This window comes from Streptomyces sp. MK7 (assembly GCF_032658145.1).
GTDB lineage: Bacteria > Actinomycetota > Actinomycetes > Streptomycetales > Streptomycetaceae > Streptomyces > Streptomyces spiralis.
In genome coordinates, this window is sequence record NZ_JAVACL010000020.1 from 72929 (window position 1) to 92684 (window position 19756).

The following is a 19756-nucleotide window of genomic DNA, read 5'->3' on the forward strand; positions in this document are numbered from 1 at the left end:
GCCGTCATCCGTATGGAGTCAGGCTGGTGCCATGACCGGATCCATCGAACAGGGCACCAGCCAGACCCACGGGAACACGCACCTGCTGCATTTCGTGGTGCGGCTTCCCCGGCCCATGGGGAAGGTCTGGCCGGCGTTTGCCACCGCCGAGGGGCTCGCGGGATGGTTCACCGCCGCCGACGAACTCCAGCCCCGGCTCGGCGGCGCGGTCACCCTGCGGGGCCTGGGCAGCGGCCGGGTCACCGCCTGGGACGTGGACCGGATCGCCGAGTACACGATGGAGGACGGCGGCCGCCTCCGCTTCCACCTGGAACGGGACGGCGACCAGGCGTGCGTCCTGCGCTTCACCCACGAGTTCCAGGGCGAGCAGGACTCGGAGGCGGGCTGGCGCACCCGCTTCGAGCGGCTGATCGAACAGCTGGCGGTCTAGACGGCCGGCCGCTCGCGGCCCGCCCTCAGTCCACCGCGATCGCGTCCAGTTTCTCCCGCAGATAGACGTGCGAGTCGACGGGCTCGTACGCCACCCGCCCCACCGGCGCCGGCACCGACTCCACCCGGGTGCCCGGTGTGCACTCGCCGAAGTACACCAGCGACATCAGCTCCTCGGCCGGGGCGTCCGCGGGCGGCGGCAGCACCCGGTGCCGCCCCGAGCGCCAGCGGTCGCCGGTCCACCGGGCCATCAGGTCACCGATGTTCACGGTGAAGGCCTCCGGGTCGTGGGGCGCGTCCTGCCAGCCGCCCTCGTCGGTGAACACCTGAAGCCCGCCCTTGCCGGCCTGCCGGTCCAGGATCGTCACCGTCCCGAAGTCGGTGTGCGGCCCGATCCGGAACTGCCCGGGCGCGGGCGCGCCCACGACGTCCGTCCCCGGATACCAGTTGATGTTGAACCCGTACGTCGGACGCGCCATGTGCCGGGTGAAGAAGTCCGCTTCGAGCCCGAGGGCCGCGCCCAGCAGCGACAGCAGGTGGTGCTCCAGCTCCGCCATCCGGTCCAGGTACTCCTCGCACAGCGGGCGCAGTCCGGGCACCTCGGCGGGCCATACGTTCGGCACGTACCACTCGGCGTCCACGGCCGGGTCGCCGAACGGCTCCCGTGTCGCGAACGTCAGCGACTCCTTCAGGTCCGGCGGGGTCCAGGTGCCCTCCGCGTACCCGTTGGCCTCGGCCCCCGGCCCCAGCCAGCCGCGCCCGCCGACCTTCGCCGCGTAGCGCTCCTTGACGGAGACCGGCAGTGTGAAGAACGCCCGCGCCGCCGCCCGGATCCGCGCCCGCAGCCCCGCATCCACCCCGTGCCCGCCGACCAGCAGGAACCCGGCGCTCCGCAACGCCTCGTCGACGGTACGCGCGACCCTGTGCCGGTCCCCGGCGTCACCGGAGAGCCAGGGGCGCAGATCGACGGTGGGGACGGGCGCGCATGCCGGTGCCTGGTCCATGCCCCTACTGTGCGGGCGCCGGGCCTCCGCGGCAACGGGCCCTGACGGCAACCCCCGGTGGCGGGACCGCGGTGGCGCGTGGAAGATACTGGGACGCATGGCTTACGACGATCTTCGCTCCCTGCTCAGGGCGCTGGAGCGCGAGGGCGACCTCAAGCGCATCAAGGCCGAGGTCGACCCGTACCTGGAGGTCGGTGAGATCGTCGACCGGGTCCAGAAGTCCGGCGGTCCCGCGCTGCTCTTCGAGAACGTGAAGGGCTCGGCCATGCCGCTGGCCATGAACGTCTACGGCACCGACCGGCGGCTGCTGAAGGCGCTCGGTCTGAAGTCGTACGGCGAGATCAGCGACAGGATCGGCGGGCTGCTCAAGCCCGAGCTGCCGCACGGGTTCGTGGGTGTGCGCGAGGCGTTCGGCAAGCTCGGCGCGATGACGCACGTACCGCCGAAGAAGGTGAAGAGCGACAACGCGCCCGTGCAGGAGGTCGTGCTGCGCGGCGACGAGGTGGACCTCGACCGGCTGCCGGCGCTGTTCACCTGGCCGAAGGACGGCGGGTCCTTCTTCAACCTGGGGCTCACCCACACCAAGGACCCCGAGAGCGGCGTCCGCAACCTCGGGCTGTACCGCCTCCAGCGCCACGACAAGCGCACCATCGGCATGCACTGGCAGATCCACAAGGACAGCCGCAACCACTACCAGGTGGCGGCCAGGAGGGGCGAGCGGCTGCCGGTGGCCATCGCCTTCGGGTGCCCGCCCGCCGTGACGTACGCCTCCACGGCCCCGCTGCCCGGGGACATCGACGAGTACCTGTTCGCCGGGTTCCTCGCGGGCAGGCGGATCGAGATGGTCGACTGCCGGACGGTGCCGTTGCAGGTGCCGGCGCAGGCGGAGGTCGTGCTGGAGGGGTGGCTGGAGCCCGGCGAGATGCTGCCTGAGGGGCCGTTCGGCGACCACACGGGCTTCTACACCCCGCAGGAGCCGTTCCCGGCGCTGACCATCGACTGCGTGACGATGCGCAGGCGCCCGCTGCTCCAGTCGATCGTGGTCGGCCGCCCTCCGACGGAGGACGGCCCGCTGGGCCGGGCCACGGAGCGCTTCTTCCTGCCCCTGCTGAAGATCATCGTGCCGGACATCGTGGACTACCACCTGCCCGAGGCGGGCGGCTTCCACAACTGTGCGATCGTCTCGATCGACAAGAAGTACCCCAAGCACGCGCAGAAGGTGATGCACGCGATCTGGGGGGCGCACATGATGTCGCTGACCAAGCTGATCGTGGTCGTCGACGCCGACTGCGACGTGCACGATCTGCACGAGGTCGCCTGGCGGGCCCTGGGCAACACGGACTACGCCCGCGACCTCACGGTCGTCGAGGGCCCCGTCGACCACCTCGACCACGCCTCCTATCAGCAGTTCTGGGGAGGCAAGGCGGGCATCGACGCGACGAGGAAATGGCCCGAGGAGGGCTACACGCGTGACGGCGGGTGGCCGGACATGGTCCTGTCGGACCCCGATACGGCGGCCCTGGTGGACCGCCGCTGGAAGGAGTACGGCCTGTGAGCAGCGCCTCCGCGGCACTTCCGCAGCCGGGACGCACCAAGGCGTTCCTGCGCCTGGTGATGATCGAGCACTCGGTGTTCGCGCTGCCCTTCGCGTACATCGCCTCGCTGACGGCGATGTACGCGTGGGACAGGAACATCCACTGGGGGCGGCTGCTGCTGGTCACCGTCTGCATGGTGGGTCTGCGCACCTTCGCCATGGCGGTCAACCGGATCATCGACCGGGAGATCGACGCCCGCAACCCCCGGACCGCGCACCGCGAACTGGTGACCGGCACGATGTCCGTCCGGCACGCCTGGACGGGCGCCCTGATCGCCGTCGTGGTTTTCCTGGCCGCCGCGGCCCTGCTCAACCCGCTCTGCCTGGCCCTCGCCCCCATCGCGGTGATCCCGATGGTGGTCTACCCCTACGGCAAGCGGTTCACCGACTTCCCGCAGGCCATCCTGGGCCTGGCCCAGGCGATGGGCCCGATCGGCGGCTGGCTGGCGATCAGCGGCGAGTGGAACTGGAAGGCGGTGGTCCTGGGCCTGGCCGTCGGCATCTGGATCGGCGGCTTCGACCTGATCTACGCCTGCCAGGACGTCGAGACCGACCGTGAGATCGGCGTGCGGTCGGTCCCGGCCCGCTTCGGCATCCCGGCCGCCATCTGGGGAGCCAGGGCCTGCCACACCGTCACCACCGCGCTGCTCGTCTGGTACGCGGTCGTCACCGGCGCGGGCACCTTCTTCTGGCTGGGCCTGGTCGTCGTGGCCGCCGCCTTCGTCTACGAGCACACGATCGTCCGCCCACACGACCTGTCCCGCCTGAACAGGGCGTTCTTCAGCGTCAACGGGTTCATCGGGATCGCCCTGTTCGTGTGCGCGCTGCTGGACCTGCTGGTGCGGGGCCTGTCGGTCTGAGTACCCGGCATCCCGGTACGCTCAAGACGTGAACGCAGGAGAAACGCAGCGCACGCCTTGGATCGTGGGGGTGTCCGGAGCGTCCGGTACGCCGTACGCGGCCGCTGTGCTGCGGGCGTTGCTCGACGCCGGGGAGAGTGTCGACCTGGTGGTCAGCCGGGCCTCGCGGCTCACGCTGCTCGACGAGACCGGCATCTCCTTCCGGGACGCCCACTGGCGGGACGACCTGCGGGAATGGCTGGCGCGCGGGGCCGACGGCAAGCCGGACGCCTTCGACGCCGACGTCGAGCGTGTGCGGTACTGGAACGCCGGGGACCTGGCCGCGGGGCCGTCCTCGGGGTCGTACCCCATGAAGGGCATGCTCATCGTGCCGGCCTCCACCGCCTGTGTCGCCGGGGTCGCCCTCGGGCTGTCGAAGGATCTGCTGCAGCGGGCGGCGAGCGTCACCCTCAAGGAGCGCCGGCCGCTGGTCGTGGCCGTTCGGGAGACCCCGTTGAACGGACCGACGCTGCGGCACCTGGTCGCACTGGACGACGCGGGCGCCACCGTACTGCCCGCCTCTCCGGCCTTCTACGCGGGGGCGACGCACATCCAGGACCTGGTGGACTTCGTCGCCGGACGTGTGCTCGACGCGGTGGGAGTCGCGCACACCCTCTACCGGCGGTGGAAGGGCGAACTCGGCGGCGCCACCGGCCCCGCCTGAGCGGCAGCCGGCACCCACCCAGCCCTTATCACTTCAGAGAACTCTTCAGCGGAAGGCTCGATCGCATGGACGCGGTGGACAGGCAGCTCATCCAGGCCCTGAGAGAGAACGGCCGGGCCTCCTACGCGGAGCTGGGGCGCCTCGTCGGGCTGTCGGGACCGAGCGTCACCGACCGCATCAACCGGCTGGAGGCGGCCGGTGTCATCACCGGCTACCGCGCCACCGTGGACGCCGCCTCGCTCGGTCTCGGCGTCACCGCCCTGATCGGCATCTCGCTCTCGGACGCCGCCGACCACGAGGACGTGGCGCAGCGGCTGAAGGACCTGCCCGAGATCGAGGACTGCTGGTTCATCGCGGGCGACGACTCCTACATGCTCAAGGTGCGCGCCACGGACGTCGACGGTCTGGAGAAGATCATCCGGCGGCTGTCCGGCACCAAGGGCGTCTCCCGGACCCGTACCACCATCGTGCTGTCCACGAAGTGGGAGAACCGGGTCGGGGAGCTGCCGGAGGAGGTGTAGGCATAGGGTTGGCCGAGCTGTCGGAGAAAGGTGTTGGCATGGACGTCGGGCTCAAGCGCGAGCTGGAGGAGAAGGTCCGCTCCGGTGAGCGGCTGACCCGTGAGGACGGCATCGCACTGTACGAGTCGGACGACCTGGCCTGGCTCGGCGGCCTGGCGCACGAGGTGCGCACCCGTATGAACGGCGACGTGGTGCACTTCAACGTCAACCGGCACCTCAACATGACCAACGTGTGCACCGCGTCCTGCGCGTACTGCTCCTTCCAGCGCAAGCCGGGTGAGAAGGACGCGTACACGATGCGCATCGAGGAGGCGGTGAAGCTCGCCAAGGCGATGGAGTCGGAGAACCTCACCGAACTGCACATCGTCAACGGCCTGCACCCCAACCTGCCCTGGCGCTACTACCCGCGCTCCCTGCGCGAGCTGAAGGCGGCCCTGCCGGACGTGTCGCTGAAGGCGTTCACGGCCACCGAGATCCACCACTTCGAGACCATCTCCGGGCTGTCCGCCTCCGAGATCCTCGACGAGCTGATCGACGCCGGCCTGGAGTCGCTGACCGGCGGCGGCGCAGAGATCTTCGACTGGGAGGTCCGGCAGCACATCGTGGACCACCGCACCCACTGGGAGGACTGGTCCCGTATCCACCGCCTGGCGCACGAGAAGGGCCTGAAGACCCCGTGCACCATGCTCTACGGCCATATCGAGGAGCCCCGCCACCGCGTCGACCACGTGCTGCGGCTGCGTGAACTCCAGGACGAGACCGGCGGCTTCCAGGTCTTCATCCCGCTGCGCTACCAGCACGACTTCGTCGACATGAAGGACGGCAAGGTCCGCAACCGGCTCCAGGCCCGCACGACGATGGCGACCGGTGCGGAGGCGCTGAAGACGTTCGCCGTCTCCCGGCTGCTGTTCGACAACGTTCCGCATGTGAAGGTGTTCTGGGTGATGCACGGCGTGCAGACCGCCCAGCTCGCGCTCCAGCACGGCGCGGACGACATGGACGGCTCGGTCGTCGAGTACAAGATCACGCACGACGCGGACGACTTCGGCACCCCGAACAAGCTGACCCGTGAGGACCTGCTGGAGCTGATCCGCGACGCGGGCTTCCGTCCGGTGGAGCGCAACACGCGCTACGAGATCATCCGGGAGTTCGACGGCCCGGACCCGGCGCGCCGCGAGTCGCCGCAGCCCATGCGGGTGTGAGCCCGTCGCCCGCGCGGGTGTGAGCCCATCGGGGCGCGGTACCCGGCGGGCGTGAGTCCACGTACGTCAGCTGCCGCCGGGGCGCCCGAGGAGGCGTACACCGCCGAGCCCTTCGTACCGGAGCGCGGCGGGCTGCCGGCGCTGCGCCGGGCCGCCGCCGAGTGCCGGGGCTGCCCGCTGCACCTGAACGCCACGCAGACGGTGTTCGGCGCCGGGAACACGGACGCCCGGGTCATGCTGGTCGGCGAGCAGCCGGGGGACCAGGAGGACCGGCAGGGCAAGCCGTTCGTCGGGCCCGCGGGCCGGCTGCTGGACCGGGCGCTGGCCGAGGCGGGCATCGACCCCGACGAGACCTACGTCACCAACGCCGTCAAGCACTTCAAGTTCACGCAGGCCGAGCCACGCAAGCGCCGGATCCACAAGGCGCCGAGCCTGCGGGAGATGACGGCGTGCGGGCCGTGGCTCGCCGCCGAGCTGGCGGTCGTGGAGCCCGAGCTGATCGTGGTGCTCGGGGCGACGGCCGGGAAGGCGCTGCTCGGTTCGTCGTTCCGGGTGGGCGAGGTGCGCGGCACGGTCCTGGAGCGGGAGATCCACGGGCGGCCCGAGCGGCTGGTGCCGACCGTGCATCCGTCGTCGGTGCTGCGGGCGCAGGACGACGAGGACCGGAAGGCGGCGTACGGGGGGCTGGTCGCGGACCTGAAAGTGGCGGCGAGAGCACTGGGGTAATGGCTACCAGTGCGTCGCCGCCACGGCCTTCCAGACCTTCAATACCTACCGGCTGATGACCCACTGGCTGTAGATCTACACGGTGATGGTGCACCGTTCCTGAAGACTGGGCAGGAGTGAGTCATGCTCAGCCGCACGCCCCGAACGGTCTTGGGCGCTCCCCCACTGCCTGAACGGCGTGGGAGGTACCCCCAGGTCCCCGGCGTACTCGACCCCGGGGCAGCGACACGGATCCTGTGCACGGTCCGATCCAGGGAGGCCGGTTCCCTCACGACCTGGCCATATGGGCACGGCCAGAGGCGACGGGGAAGCCCCGAACCATCTCTCTGGTGGAGCGGGGCCCCGCACGCCGGCACCGCACCCGGCGTCCCAGATCGCATGATCACCGTAGCCCGAACGGCCCAGGCCAAGCCGACGACGTGATCATGCTTCTGCCGTTGACCTGAGGGTTTGCCCGCTTTGGCACCCCCGTGAAAGATCCGGTGACGAGCGTGCTTCACTGGACCGTGGGCCTTTGGACCTCCCCCCATGGATACGGAAGAGTGGATTGAGATGCTCCGCTACACACTGATGCGCCTCGGGCTCTTCGTGGGCTGCCTCGTGGTCGTCTGGGGCCTCGTCCACTTCGGCATCGCCCCGCGCGGCCTCGGCAGCTCCAACGGCCTGTGGATCGCCCTGCTCGCCCTGGTGGTTTCGGCCCCGATCAGCTTCGTCGCCCTGCGCAAGGAGCGGGACCGGGCGTCGGCGCAGGTCGCCCGGCGGGTGGACCGGATGAAGGAGAACATGCAGGCCAGCGCCGGGGCGGAGGACCTGGCCGACGATCAGGCGCGGGCCCGGTCCCAGACGTCCTGATCCGGCCGGAGCGGCCGCGCGTGGCCGCTCAGGGGCCCTGCGGGCGGCATCGCGAACCGTAGGCTTGCGCCCATGGGTGCCGTGAAGACCAAGCGGATGCCGCGGGCCGTTCGCGAACAGCAGATGCTCGACGCCGCCGTACGGACCTTCGGGCGGCGCGGCTACATGGCCGCGTCCATGGACGAGATCGCCGAACTCGCGGGCGTCTCCAAGCCGTTGGTCTACCTGTATCTGAACTCCAAGGAAGAACTCTTCAGCGCCTGCATACGGCGCGAGGCCACCGCGCTCACCGAGGCCGTGCGCGCCGGGGTACGCGCCGATGCGCCCGCCGACCTGCAGCTCTGGGAGGGGCTGCGGGCGTTCTTCACGCACACCGCGCGGTACCCGGACGGCTGGGCGGTGCTGCACCTCCAGGCGCGCACGCACGGTGAGCCGTTCGCGTCCGAGGTGGCCGCGATGCGCGCGGAGATCGTCGCTTTCGTCACCCAGCTGATCGCCGTCACGGCCCGGCACGCCCACGGCGACCCCGATCTGCCCGAGCACGACGTCGCCGGGCTGGCCGAGGCCCTGGTCGGCGCCGCCGAGTCCCTCGCCGCGTGGGCGAACACCATCCCGGGTGTCACCGCCCGTCAGGCCGCGGCCACTTTGATGAACTTCGCCTGGGCGGGCCTGGGCAATCTCATGGAGGGCCGGGTCTGGTCGCCGCCCGGGGAGCAGTCCGTGGCTCAGACGGGGTAGACATCCCCGGCCACATGCACCCGTTCCCCCCGGCCCCGCAGCTCGAAGCGCCCGCCCTCCGCCGCGTACGTCACCGCCCCCGGCAGCAGCACCGGCGCCCGGAACTCGGCGCGTACGACGCAGGACGCGGGCGTGCCGTGCGCGGCGAGACAGCGGGCCACGGTCCACATGCCGTGCGCGATCGCGCGGGGGAAGCCGAACAGCCGGGCGGTGAGCGGGTGGAGGTGAATCGGGTTGCGGTCGCCGGACGCGGCGCCGTACCGCCGGCCGAGATCGCCGGCCAGGCGCCACTCGGCGACGGCGGGCAGCGGCTTCCGCGTCTCTCTGGGCGGCTCGGCGGCCCCGTGCCGCGTGCGGTGCCGGGCCAGATACCGGCTCCTCGACTCCCATACGACGTCCCCGCCGGCCCGGAGCTCCGTCACGACGACGGCCTCCGTGCCCCGCCGGTGCGGCGCCAGAGCGTCGACGCACACGGTGAGTTCGTACTCACCGGTGGCCGTCAGCGCCCTGTGCCGCGTGATCTCCAGCGACGTGTGGACGAGGCCGAGCAGCGGCAGCGGGAAGTTCCTCCCGCTCATCAGCCGCATGGCGAGCGGGAAGCCGAGCACGTGCGGATACGTCACCGGCAGCGCGTCGCCCCCGGCGGGGAACCCGCACACCCGCTCGTACGCCGCCAGCCGGGCGCGGTCGGGGCGCAGCCCCGTCAGGACGAGCCGCACGCGCGGGAACTGGGCGTCGGGGCCGGGCCGTTTGAAGGGTGACAGCAGGGCCCCGCGCAGGAGGAGAGGCGGAAGGGAAGGAGCCCCGGTGAGGACGAGACGCATCACGCCCCCAGCAGGCTCTGCCCGCAGACGCGGACGACCTGGCCGTTGACCGCGCCGGAGGCAGGATGGGCGAGCCAGGCGGTCGTCTCGGCGGCGTCGACGGGCAGGCCGCCCTGGGCCAGGGAGTTCATGCGGCGGCCCGCCTCGCGGAGGAGCAGCGGGATCGCGGCGGTCATCCTCGTCTCGATGAACCCGGGCGCGTCGGCGTCCCGGATCCCGGTGGCGTCGAGGGCGATCGCGGCGGGGGCGTTCCCGCCCGGGTTGAGGCCTGTGCGGGCGAGGACGGGGGCGAGATCGAGAGTGGACGTCCCGGCGGGCAGGTGCGGGAGCGAGCCGTCCGGGGCGGGCCGTTCGGGCGGCCGGCGGCGCAGCCCGGCCTGCTGGGGCAGGCCCGGGCGCCGGGTGCGGAAACGGCCGGGTGCCGTGCCGGTGAGGCTCAGGTGGCGGTCGGCCATGTGCAACTCCCGCGCGTCTGAAGTCCGAAGTCCTTACTCTGGAGTAAGGTTACCGAAGGTAAGCCTATGGCACGGGTGAGGAGCCGGTCGAGATGAGCCCCCCTTGCGCGACCTCCGGACCCCGCTCCTTGAAATCGAAGCTTGCACAGCCCCGTTCCCGGACCACCTCCCGACCCGCCCCGAACCCGCACGGACTCCCCACGAGCGCGCCGTACGATCCCGCTTGCAACCGGCGGTAACACCCAAGGCCCGCACAGCCGCGCACGCACCACCGGTGAACGACTCGGTTCGCATCGCGCGTACCCCCATGCAGCAGAGCGGTAGTCGCCGCCGGCCCCAGGAGCTGCCATGCCCATCTCGTACTCGTCGTCCCCGTCGGCCTCCGGTTCCGCCGTGCCGCCGTCCGCACCGGAGCGCGAAGGTTACGACTACGACCCCGACGGCGGCCCGGTGTTCGTCGCGCCGGAGACCCGGCGGCTGGACGGCGAGGTGCGGGAGGCGTACGTACCGCCGCTGGTGGCTCAGGTGACGCACGGCTCGCTGGCCGACCTGCCGTTCGAGAACGCGACCGCGGAGCCCGCCCGCCGCGTCCTGAGCCGGCGGGCCGCGAGCGGCGGCTGGACGCATCTGACGGCACACCAGTTCGCCGACGAGGTGCGGGCGGTGGCGAAGGGTCTGATCGCGGAGGGCCTGATGCCGGGCGACCGGATCGCGGTCATGGCCCGCACCAGGTACGAGTGGACACTGCTGGACTTCGCGGCCTGGGCCGCGGGCCTGGTCACCGTCCCCGTCTACCCCACCTCCTCCCTCTTCCAGACCCGCTGGATCCTCCAGGACTCCGGCGCGGTCGCCCTGGTGACCGAGACGGCCGGGCAGGCGGCGGCGCTCGGCCCGGAGCGCGACCGGCTGCTGGACCTGCGCCACATCTGGGTCGTCGACCAGGGACACGTCGACCGCCTGGCGGAGGCGGGCACGGCCGTCCCGGACCAGGAGGTGGACGTGCGCCGGGGGATGCTCGGCCCCGACACACTGGCGACCCTCGTCTACACCTCGGGCACGACGGGCCGCCCGAAGGGCTGCGCGCTGACCCACCGCAACTTCCTGGCCGAGGTCGACAACGCGATCGAACTCCTCTACCCGGTCTTCAGGAGCAGGACGGCGGAGGAGCCCGCGACGCTTCTCTTCCTCCCCCTCTCGCACGTCTTCGGCCGCATGGTGGCGGTCGCCTGCGTCCGCGCCGGGGTACGGCTGGGCCATGCGCCGAGCCTCGCGGCCGAGGACCTGCTGGCCGACCTGGCGAGCTTCCGGCCGACGTTCCTGCTGGCCATCCCGTACATGCTGGAGAAGATCTACAACAACGCCCGGGCCACGGCCGAAAGCGGCGGCCGGGCGTCCTCCTTCGACCGCGCCGCCGGAGTGGCCCGCCGCTACGGCGAGGCGGTGGAGGAGCGCCGGCACGGCACGGGCCCCGGACCGAGCCGCGCCCTGAAGACGGCACGCGCCTTCTACGACCCGCTCGTCTACCGCCGGATACGCGGCGCCCTCGGCGGCCGGCTGCGGCATGTCATCTGCGGCGGTTCCCCGCTGGGCCGCCGCCTGGCGGCCTTCTACGCCGGGGCGGGCATCGAGGTCTACGAGGGATACGGCCTGACGGAGACCACGGGCGCGGCCACGGTGACGCCCCCGCACCGGCCCCGCCTGGGGACGGTCGGCTGGCCGCTGCCGGGCACCAGGGTGCGGATCGCCGCGGACGGCGAGGTGCTGCTGAGCGGCGGCCAGGTGTTCCGCGGGTACTGGGATCCGAACGCGGGCGGGGTGGTCCCGGCGACGCACGACGGCTGGTTCCCGACGGGTGACATCGGCCGCCTGGACGACGAGGGGTATCTGACGATCACGGGCAGGAAGAAGGAGATCCTGATCACGGCGGGCGGCAAGAACGTGGCCCCGGCCCCCCTGGAGAACTGGCTCCGTTCGCATCCGCTGATCTCTCAGTGCATGGTCCTCGGCGACGGCCGCCCCTACGTCTCCGCGCTGATCACCCTGGACCCGGACGGCATCACCCACTGGCGCCGGATGAACGGCAAGCACCCGGTGCCGCCGGAACTGCTGACCGACGACCCTGATCTGGCCGCCGTCCTGCAACGGGCCGTGGACGAGGCCAACAAGCTGGTCTCCCGCCCCGAGTCGATCCGCCGCTTCGCCGTGCTGCCCGTGGACTTCACCGAGGCGGCGGGCCATCTGACTCCGTCGATGAAGCTGCGGCGGGAGGCGATCCTGCGCGATTTCGCACGGGATGTGGAGCGTCTGTACGAGGCGTGAGCCGGGGGTGCGCCGGCGGCGGACGGCTGCTCGAGTTCACGCCTCGTGCGGTGCCGGGAGGGGAGGCTTGCGGGCGATCAGGAACGCCTGCGGGGCCGACTCCCCGAGCGCCTCGTCCGGCTCCCGCACCATCCGGGAGTGCGGTGTGAAACCGGCCGCGGTCAGCAGGTCGCCGATCCGCTCCGGCCGCCGTCGCTCGAAGTCCAGCGAGACCGGGTGGCCGAAGGGGCGTTCCAGGCGGAGCGGCTCGTCGCCGGCCTGGAAGGCGACCAGCAGATGTCCGCCGGGCGCGAGGACGCGGCGGAACTCCGTGAAGAGGGACGGCAGCCGGTCCACGGGCGTGTGGATCGAGGAGTACCAGGAGACGACGCCGGCGAGGGCGCCGTCCGGGACGTCCAAGTCCAGCATCGAGCCCTGCTCGAACCGCAGCCCCGGGTTCTCCCGGCGGGCGACGGCCAGCATGGACGCCGACAGGTCCAGGCCGAACACGTCCGTCCCCAGCGCGGCCAGGTGCGCCGTGACCCGCCCGGGCCCGCACCCGAGGTCGGCCACCTCGCCGCCGTCCCCCACGAGCTCGGCGAAGGCCGTGAGCACCGCGCGGTCCAGGGGCCTGGCCGCGAGTGGCTCGCGGAAGAGCTCGGCGTAGTCCTCGGCGATGGCGTCGTAGAAGGTGCGGGTGGGGGTGAGGAAGTCCGTCGGGTTCGTCGTCATGGCCGGGACTGTAGGGGTGCCCACTGACAACGAGGGGAGACCGGCGGACAAGGGAAGTCCGTCGGACGAGGGAAGACCGTCGGACGAGGGAAGACCGTCGGACGAGGCGAGACCGGTGGACCGGCGGGAAGGCCGGTCGCCCGGCGGGCAGGAGGGAAGGAAGGAAGTCGTAAGGCGCGCGGGGAAAAGAGTTCGCGGAGAATTCATCGAACACGGGAGCCCCGGCCCGCAAAGGCAGGAGCCCCGTCGCCTGGCGGCGCGGGGCTCCTTGGGTACTGCACTCAGATCTGGTACTGCGCGAGATTCGCTCAGACCGGGGTGACGTTCTCCGCCTGCGGGCCCTTCGGGCCCTGGGTGACGTCGAAGGACACCTGCTGGTTCTCTTCGAGGGAGCGGAAACCGGTCGCGTTGATCGCGGAGTAGTGGACGAAGACGTCGGGGCCGCCGCCTTCCTGGGCAATGAAGCCAAAGCCCTTTTCGGCGTTGAACCACTTCACGGTTCCGGTAGCCATAAGCCCTCCTTGGGCCCAAAGGGTCGCCCTGCTCCAGAACCTGCAATGTGAAAACGAGATCGCCGCACAACTGCATACGTCTGAAAACGACCAGAGCCCGCGGTCACATGCTCCGCAGGCTCTGTACTGCAAGGGAAACCAAAACTGCAACTTGGTGGCGAGCCTAGCACGCGGGCCCGGGAAAGCAATAGAGGTCAAGATCACGTCACCCGGACGTTTGAAGGCTCTGGCAAGAGGTTGACACAGAGCATTTGGTGGAAGTAGGCCCGGGCATCGGCCGAGCGGGTGAGAGCCGAGGCGGTCCCGGGGCGGGCGCGGGGGCGGCGACGGGACCGTACCGGCCAGGGTCTAGTCTCGCGATGTGGACAATTCTCGCACCCGGCCGCGCGTCGGCCACATCCAGTTCCTCAACTGCCTGCCCCTGTACTGGGGGCTCGCGAGAACGGGCACGCTCCTCGATTTCGAGCTCACCAAGGACACCCCGGAGAAGCTCAGCGAGCAGATCGTGCGGGGAGACCTCGACATCGGGCCGGTCACCCTCGTGGAGTTCCTCAAGCACGCCGACGACCTGGTCGCCTTCCCCGACATCGCCGTCGGCTGCGACGGTCCGGTGATGTCGTGCGTGATCGTCTCGCAGGTCCCGCTGGACCGGCTCGACGGCGCCCGCGTCGCCCTCGGCTCGACCTCCCGCACCTCCGTCCGCCTCGCCCAGCTGCTGCTCGCCGAGCGGTACGGGGTGACGCCGGACTACTACACCTGCCCGCCCGACCTGAGTCTGATGATGCAGGAGGCGGAGGCGGCCGTGCTCATCGGGGACGCGGCCCTGCGCGCCAACCTCCACGACGGCCCCCGCTACGGCCTCGACGTGCACGACCTCGGACAGCTGTGGAAGGAGTGGACCGGTCTGCCGTTCGTCTTCGCGGTCTGGGCGGCACGCCGCGAGTACGCCGAGCGGGAGCCGTTCCTCACCCGCAAGGTGCACGAGGCCTTCCTGTCCTCCCGCGACCTGTCCCTGGAGGAGGTCGGCAAGGTCGCCGAACAGGCGGCCCGCTGGGAGGCCTTCGACGAGAAGGTCCTGGAGGAGTACTTCACCACCCTCGACTTCAGCTTCGGCGGACCGCAGCTGGAGGCGGTCGCGGAGTTCGCCCGGCGGGTCGGCCCGACGACGGGGTTCCCGGCCGACGTGAAGGTCGACCTGCTGCAGCCGTAGCAAGCCAGGGCCCGGCCCTGCGAAGTCCATGGGGAGACCCCGCCGTTCGGCACTACCCTGCTGGGGAGCCGTACGGGGAGGATGGACGCATGCACCCGCTGGGAGCCGACGAGCCCACCGCCGTGGGGCCCTACCGGCTGCTCGGCCGGCTGGGCTCCGGCGGCATGGGCCGCGTCTACCTCGGGCGCAGCGCGGGCGGCCGCACGGTCGCGGTGAAGATCGTGCACCCGCACTTCGCGCTGGACGAGGAGTTCCGGGCCCGGTTCCGGCGCGAGGTGGCCGCCGCGCGCCGGGTGGGCGGCGCCTGGACGGCCCCGGTGCTGGACGCCGACCCCGAGGCGCCCGTGCCCTGGGTCGCCACCGGTTACGCGGCCGGCCCCTCCCTCACGGCGGCGGTCGTGGACGTCGGGCCGCTGCTGATCGACTTCGGCATAGCCCGGGCGATGGACGGCACGGCGTCCCTGACCTCGTCCGGCGTCTCGATCGGCTCGCCGGGCTACATGGCGCCCGAGCAGATCCTCGGCAAGGGCGTCACGGGCGCGGCGGACGTCTTCTCCCCTGGTCTCTTGCGAGGAAGCCCCGGCGTTCACGCCGGGGGAATGGCATCCCGCGTCGGCGACGCGGAGCGTCGCCACAACCATGCCCCCGGGGCGCGGAGCGCCCCGACCGCCGGCCCTGCCCGGCGGGGCCGGGCAAAGGTGAACGTGTGTGCCCCTGTTCGCCGGTCGGGGTGAGGGTGAGGGGAAGGCGTGCGGGTGTGCGGGACTCGTACGTACGGTCAGGCGGTGGGGAGTCGGCTGATCGGAACAAGGCAAGGGGTGTGGGGCGGTGCGGGAGGCCGGGGAGGCGGCGGGACACGCGCGCTACACCTACCGGCTGCGGGTGTCGGCGACCGCCCGTGCGGGGCTGGAGGCGGAATGGGCCCGCTGCCGCTGGGTGTGGAACGTATGCGTGGCCCGCTCATCGCGGTGGAGGACTTCCGGCCCAGGTTCCTGGGCCGGTCGTCGATGGCACGGAAGGCGGCGGACGCCGCGATCGGCGCCACCAAGCAGGCCCTGGTCGAGATGGGCCGCAAGCACGGGCGGGACGTGCGTCTGGTGCATCCCGCGCACACCACGATGGACTGCGGCCGGTGCGGAGCGAGAACCAAGCACGCCCTGCCGCTGTCGGAGCGCACCCACACCTGCACCGCGTGCGGAGCCGTATCTCCACGGGACAAGAACTCCGCGCGCGTGATGCTCCTCCGGGCAGGTCTGGACCCGGCTGGTGTCGAGGGCACAAGACCTCCCGGAGCGCTGCTCCGGGAGGCGGCCTGAGCCAGGAATCCCCCCTTCAGGGAGGGGAGCAGTCAACTCCGAGGACCCGAAGGCAGGCAACCCCAAGGCCCGCGTGACCCGCGTCGGCTGACGGGGCGCCCGGCGCGGGGCGGCCTGGCGTCGGCTCGGTGAACGCGCTGGCGTAGGCTGGCCGGGTCCGTCCAGACCCTTACGAAAGGGACCGCCGGTGACCGAGAAGGCCGACCTCGCATCTGTTGATGTCACAGCCGTCCTCGACCGTGCCGCCGCCGGCGGGCGGATCACCCCCGAGGAGGCGCTGGAGCTCTACCGCCACGCGCCGCTGCACGCGCTGGGCGCCGCCGCCGACGCCGTGCGCCGCCGCAAGTACGCGGGCACCGAGCACATCGCGACGTACATCATCGAGCGCAACATCAACTACACGAACGTGTGCGTCACCGCGTGCAAGTTCTGCGCCTTCTACGCCGCTCCCAAGGACACGGAGAAGGGCTGGACCCGTGACCTGGACGACATCCTGCGGCGGTGCGCCGAGACCGTCGAACTCGGCGGCACGCAGATCATGTTCCAGGGCGGCCACCACCCCGACTACGGGGTGGAGTACTACGAGAGGCACTTCCGCGCCATCAAGGAGGCCTTCCCCCAGCTGGTCATCCACTCGCTGGGCGCCTCCGAGGTCGAGCACATGGCCCGGATCAGCGGTGTTTCCGTCGAGGAGGCCATCACCCGGATCCACGAGGCCGGGCTCGACTCCTTCGCCGGCGCCGGCGCCGAACTCCTCCCCGAGCGGCCGCGCAAGGCCATCGCGCCGCTGAAGGAGTCCGGCGAACGCTGGCTGGAGATCATGGAGACCGCGCACCGGCTGGGCGTGGAGTCCACCTCCACCATGCTGATGGGCACCGGTGAGACCAACGCCGAGCGCATCGAGCACCTGCGCATGATCCGGGACGTCCAGGACCGCACGGGCGGCTTCCGCGCCTTCATCCCGTACACCTACCAGCCGGAGAACAACCACCTGAAGGGCCGCACCCAGGCCACCATCTTCGAGTACCTGCGGATGATCGCGATCGCCCGCCTCTTCCTGGACAACGTCATGCACATCCAGGGCTCCTGGCTGACCACCGGCAAGGACGTCGGCCAGCTGACCCTGCACTACGGCGCCGACGACCTCGGTTCGATCATGCTGGAGGAGAACGTCGTCTCCTCCGCCGGTGCCAAGCACCGCTCCAACCGGATCGAGATCATCGAGCTGATCCGCCGGGCCGGCCGTGTCCCGGCCCAGCGCTCGACGACGTACGAGCACCTCGTCGTCCACGACGACCCGGCGAACGACCCGGTCGACGACCGCGTGATGTCCCACATCTCCTCGACCGCGATCGCGGGTGGCACCGCACACCCCGAACTGAAGCTGCTGGCGTCCAACTGAGCCTGCCGTGCTGACGATCCACGCGGCGGACGAGGTCCGCCGGTCCTGGGAGGGCGACGATTCCGGGCCGGTGCGGGACGGTGCCGTCGCCGTCGAGGGCGACCGGATCGCCGCCGTGGGACCGCTCGATCAGGTGACCGAGCGGTTCCCGGGTGCGCGGGTGCGCCGCTGGCCCGGTGTCCTCGTTCCCGGCCGGGTCCACGAGGGCCCCCTCCCCGAGGCCCCATCGCCCCGCGAACGCGTGCACGCCGTCCTGAAGTCGGGGGCGGTGGCCGTCCGGGAGCCGTACGCCGACTCGCCCGAACTCCGCGCCGCCGCCCGGCGGAGCGACGTCCTGGTCCTCACGGGCACGGCCTCACCGCCCGCCCTCGTTCCCGGCGGCCGCGCCGATCTCGCCGTGTTCGACGGCACCGGCGCCTGCCTTGCCACCGTCTGCGCCGGACGCCTCGTGCACCGCCGCCGCTGAGCCCCGGCGGGATCTCCTTCTCCTCGGCGAAGGAGCGCACCCGCGCCGCGTCGGAGAGCGTGAACGTCCCGCCCGCGACGTTGCGGCACGGAGGAAGCCGAGGCCGCTTCCGTGACGCCGGGCCCAGGCCTGCCACAATGGGCCCGTGACCCGCGCATCCCTGGAGAAGCAGCCGCACGAAGTCGCCTCGATGTTCGACGGCGTGGCGGAACGGTACGACCTGACCAACGACGTGCTGTCCCTGGGACAGGACCGGCGGTGGCGCAAGGAGGTCGCCAGAGCGGTCGACGCCCGGCCGGCGCAGAAGGTCCTCGACCTCGCCGCCGGTACGGCCACCTCCTCGCTGCCCTTCACCCGCGCCGGCGCCTACGTCGTCCCCTGCGACTTCTCCCTCGGGATGCTCCAGGTCGGCAAGCGGCGGCACTCCTGGCTGCCGTTCACGGCCGGCGACGCCACCCGACTGCCGTTCAAGGACGACACCTTCGACGCGGTCACCATCTCCTTCGGGCTGCGCAACGTCCAGGACTTCGACGCGGCGCTGCGCGAGATGCACCGGGTGACCCGGCCCGGCGGCCGGGTGGTGATCTGCGAGTTCTCGCACCCCACCTGGGCGCCGTTCCGCACCGTCTACACCGAGTACCTGATGCGCGCCCTGCCACCGGTGGCGCGCGCGGTGTCCTCCAACCCCGACGCGTACGTCTACCTCGCCGAGTCCATCCGCGCCTGGCCCAACCAGCCCGCGCTGGCCGAGCGGCTGCGCAAGGCGGGCTGGTCGCGGGCGGCCTGGCGCAACCTCAGCGGCGGCATCGTGGCCCTGCACAGGGCTTTCAAAGCCTGAGCGCCGAGGCGGGTCGTCGTTGTCATGTGGGGGTGACGGCTGCGGGGGCGACGGCGTACGGCTGGCCCGGTTCGTCCAGTTCCCGCGGCAGGCCGGCCGCGGGCGGCCTCGGGACACGCGGCTCGCGGACGCCTCCGCCGCCCTCGCCCAGGCCGAAGTCGAACCACACGTACACCATGGAGTCCCGGGGCACCTCGGCACCGGGCTGCGGGTACTGGCGTACGACGTAGTCGACGAGGGTCAGGTGGAAGTCGGGGCGGTCGGGCGCGTTGAGGAACAGGCCCCGCGCCCGGGCGGTCTCGCGTGCGTCCACGGCCATCAGTCCGACCAGGCGCGGAACGCGCACTTCCGGTGTCTTGGGTGTTATGTGCACAGACGTCACCCCCAGCGGTACTGGAAGGGTAACCGGCCAGGGTGCCGCCCGGAAGCGTCAGGTGTCTTTCCGTGACAATCGAATACGCTCCGTCACGAGGCACCGAGGTCGAGCCGGTAGCGGTGGCCTTCGCGCCGCGACACCGGGGCCACGAAGGTCTCCTCCAGGCGCATGCCGAGGCGCCGGGTGACGGCGATGGACCGCGCGTTGCGGGCGTCCACCATGGCCACCACCGTCGCCAGTCCCACCGCGCGCAGCCGCTCCAGGGTCATCCGGGCGGCGGCGGTGACGTATCCCCGGCCCCAGTACTCCCGTCCGAGCCGCCAGCCGATCTCGATCTCACCCACCGGGCCCCAGTCGCCCGGCCACGGCTGGGCGCCGGTGAAACCCATGACCGTGCCGGACTCGTCCAGCATCGTCCAGAAGCAGAAGCCCCGTTCGGCGTCGTGCCGGCGCTGGCGGGCGGTGAGCTCCTCGTAGACGGACAGCCCGGCCGGCTTGCCGCCGTGGAACTCCATGACGTCCGGGTCGTCGAAGATCCGGTGCCAGGCGACGGCGTCCTCGTCGGTGGGGACGCGCAGCCGTACGACGGGGAGGGCTCGGTTCACGGGGCATCCCTTCGGCCGGGTGATCAATTCTGCTGAATAGACTGCCCATGTCCAGTGCCGGTCGGCACGCTGATTTCAAACTTGGGGAGATCC

Annotated in this window: 20 protein-coding genes and 3 pseudogenes; 16 read left to right on the top strand and 7 right to left on the bottom strand. The window is 71.4% G+C overall.

Annotated features, from left to right (window positions below):
- The first annotated feature begins 31 nt into the window (after positions 1-31).
- Positions 32-430, top strand: coding sequence for an SRPBCC domain-containing protein (locus R2S09_RS22125; protein ID WP_306190037.1), 399 nt, complete (start codon positions 32-34; stop codon positions 428-430).
- 25 nt (positions 431-455) lie between these two features.
- On the opposite strand, the gene R2S09_RS22130 is transcribed toward R2S09_RS22125, so the two are convergent.
- Complete coding sequence (locus R2S09_RS22130) at positions 456-1433, bottom strand: isopenicillin N synthase family oxygenase (protein WP_306190036.1); 978 nt, start codon at positions 1431-1433, stop codon at positions 456-458.
- Between the two features lie 97 nt (positions 1434-1530).
- Between R2S09_RS22130 and R2S09_RS22135 the strand changes: the two genes are divergently transcribed.
- From R2S09_RS22135 to R2S09_RS22170, 8 genes are all read left to right on the top strand, one after another.
- Positions 1531-2988 (top strand): menaquinone biosynthesis decarboxylase, encoded by a 1458-nt coding sequence (locus tag R2S09_RS22135; protein WP_306190035.1) that lies wholly within the window; start codon positions 1531-1533, stop codon positions 2986-2988.
- Positions 2985-3887: a menaquinone biosynthesis prenyltransferase MqnP gene (gene mqnP / locus R2S09_RS22140; protein WP_306190034.1), complete on the top strand. Its 903-nt coding sequence runs from the start codon at positions 2985-2987 to the stop codon at positions 3885-3887. The genes R2S09_RS22135 and mqnP overlap by 4 nt, the downstream gene beginning before the upstream one ends.
- Positions 3888-3915: 28 nt before the next feature.
- On the top strand, positions 3916-4590 hold the full coding sequence (locus tag R2S09_RS22145) for a UbiX family flavin prenyltransferase (RefSeq protein WP_306190033.1): 675 nt from the start codon (positions 3916-3918) through the stop codon (positions 4588-4590).
- Between the two features lie 65 nt (positions 4591-4655).
- Positions 4656-5111, top strand: coding sequence for an Lrp/AsnC family transcriptional regulator (locus R2S09_RS22150; protein WP_030174273.1), 456 nt, complete (start codon positions 4656-4658; stop codon positions 5109-5111).
- 38 nt (positions 5112-5149) lie between these two features.
- On the top strand, positions 5150-6313 hold the full coding sequence (gene mqnE, locus R2S09_RS22155) for an aminofutalosine synthase MqnE (protein WP_306190032.1): 1164 nt from the start codon (positions 5150-5152) through the stop codon (positions 6311-6313).
- A gap of 51 nt (positions 6314-6364) precedes the next feature.
- Positions 6365-7039: a UdgX family uracil-DNA binding protein gene (locus R2S09_RS22160; protein ID WP_306190031.1), complete on the top strand. Its 675-nt coding sequence runs from the start codon at positions 6365-6367 to the stop codon at positions 7037-7039.
- A gap of 552 nt (positions 7040-7591) precedes the next feature.
- Positions 7592-7891 carry a DUF4229 domain-containing protein gene (locus R2S09_RS22165; RefSeq protein WP_306190030.1) on the top strand — a complete coding sequence of 100 codons (300 nt, stop codon included), beginning with the start codon at positions 7592-7594 and terminating at the stop codon, positions 7889-7891.
- Between the two features lie 72 nt (positions 7892-7963).
- Positions 7964-8629 (top strand): TetR/AcrR family transcriptional regulator, encoded by a 666-nt coding sequence (locus R2S09_RS22170; protein WP_306190029.1) that lies wholly within the window; start codon positions 7964-7966, stop codon positions 8627-8629.
- Here R2S09_RS22170 and R2S09_RS22175 read toward each other — a convergent pair.
- Both R2S09_RS22175 and R2S09_RS22180 read right to left on the bottom strand, forming a co-directional pair.
- Positions 8617-9453 (bottom strand): MaoC/PaaZ C-terminal domain-containing protein, encoded by an 837-nt coding sequence (locus R2S09_RS22175; protein ID WP_316742862.1) that lies wholly within the window; start codon positions 9451-9453, stop codon positions 8617-8619. The two genes, R2S09_RS22170 and R2S09_RS22175, sit on opposite strands and share 13 nt — an antisense overlap.
- A pseudogene (locus R2S09_RS22180) lies at positions 9453-9659 on the bottom strand (short chain dehydrogenase); the annotation flags it as partial. The pseudogene R2S09_RS22180 and the gene R2S09_RS22175, both read right to left, overlap by 1 nt.
- A gap of 597 nt (positions 9660-10256) precedes the next feature.
- Here R2S09_RS22180 and R2S09_RS22185 point away from each other — a divergent pair.
- Complete coding sequence (locus R2S09_RS22185) at positions 10257-12227, top strand: AMP-binding protein (protein ID WP_316742796.1); 1971 nt, start codon at positions 10257-10259, stop codon at positions 12225-12227.
- A 36-nt stretch (positions 12228-12263) separates the two neighbouring features.
- Here R2S09_RS22185 and R2S09_RS22190 read toward each other — a convergent pair whose 3' ends face one another.
- Together R2S09_RS22190 and R2S09_RS22195 are read right to left on the bottom strand one after the other, a co-directional pair.
- Positions 12264-12938, bottom strand: coding sequence for a class I SAM-dependent methyltransferase (locus tag R2S09_RS22190; protein WP_316742798.1), 675 nt, complete (start codon positions 12936-12938; stop codon positions 12264-12266).
- 308 nt (positions 12939-13246) lie between these two features.
- Entirely contained in the window at positions 13247-13450 is a 204-nt protein-coding gene (locus R2S09_RS22195; protein ID WP_004984723.1) for a cold-shock protein, read from the bottom strand.
- A 361-nt stretch (positions 13451-13811) separates the two neighbouring features.
- Here R2S09_RS22195 and R2S09_RS22200 point away from each other — a divergent pair, with 361 nt between their 5' ends.
- The 6 genes and pseudogenes from R2S09_RS22200 to R2S09_RS22225 all read left to right on the top strand — a co-directional run bounded on the left by R2S09_RS22200 (position 13812) and on the right by R2S09_RS22225 (position 18682).
- Positions 13812-14660 (top strand): menaquinone biosynthesis protein, encoded by an 849-nt coding sequence (locus tag R2S09_RS22200; RefSeq protein WP_316742804.1) that lies wholly within the window; start codon positions 13812-13814, stop codon positions 14658-14660.
- Between the two features lie 89 nt (positions 14661-14749).
- Positions 14750-15223: pseudogene (locus R2S09_RS22205) on the top strand (serine/threonine protein kinase); the annotation flags it as partial.
- A gap of 399 nt (positions 15224-15622) precedes the next feature.
- Positions 15623-15976, top strand: a pseudogene (locus R2S09_RS22210) (zinc ribbon domain-containing protein); the annotation flags it as partial.
- Between the two features lie 187 nt (positions 15977-16163).
- On the top strand, positions 16164-17378 hold the full coding sequence (gene mqnC / locus R2S09_RS22215; RefSeq protein WP_316742806.1) for a cyclic dehypoxanthinyl futalosine synthase: 1215 nt from the start codon (positions 16164-16166) through the stop codon (positions 17376-17378).
- A 7-nt stretch (positions 17379-17385) separates the two neighbouring features.
- Positions 17386-17844, top strand: coding sequence for an imidazolonepropionase-like domain-containing protein (locus tag R2S09_RS22220; protein ID WP_316742807.1), 459 nt, complete (start codon positions 17386-17388; stop codon positions 17842-17844).
- A gap of 145 nt (positions 17845-17989) precedes the next feature.
- Positions 17990-18682, top strand: coding sequence for a demethylmenaquinone methyltransferase (locus tag R2S09_RS22225; protein ID WP_306190023.1), 693 nt, complete (start codon positions 17990-17992; stop codon positions 18680-18682).
- A 22-nt stretch (positions 18683-18704) separates the two neighbouring features.
- On the opposite strand, the gene R2S09_RS22230 is transcribed toward R2S09_RS22225, so the two are convergent.
- A complete protein-coding gene (locus R2S09_RS22230; protein ID WP_316742808.1) occupies positions 18705-19028 on the bottom strand; it encodes a PASTA domain-containing protein in 324 nt (107 codons plus the stop codon).
- Positions 19029-19147: 119 nt separating this feature from the next.
- Positions 19148-19663, bottom strand: a complete 516-nt coding sequence (locus R2S09_RS22235; protein WP_316742810.1) for a GNAT family N-acetyltransferase — start codon at positions 19661-19663, stop codon at positions 19148-19150.
- Between the last annotated feature and the right edge of the window lie 93 nt (positions 19664-19756).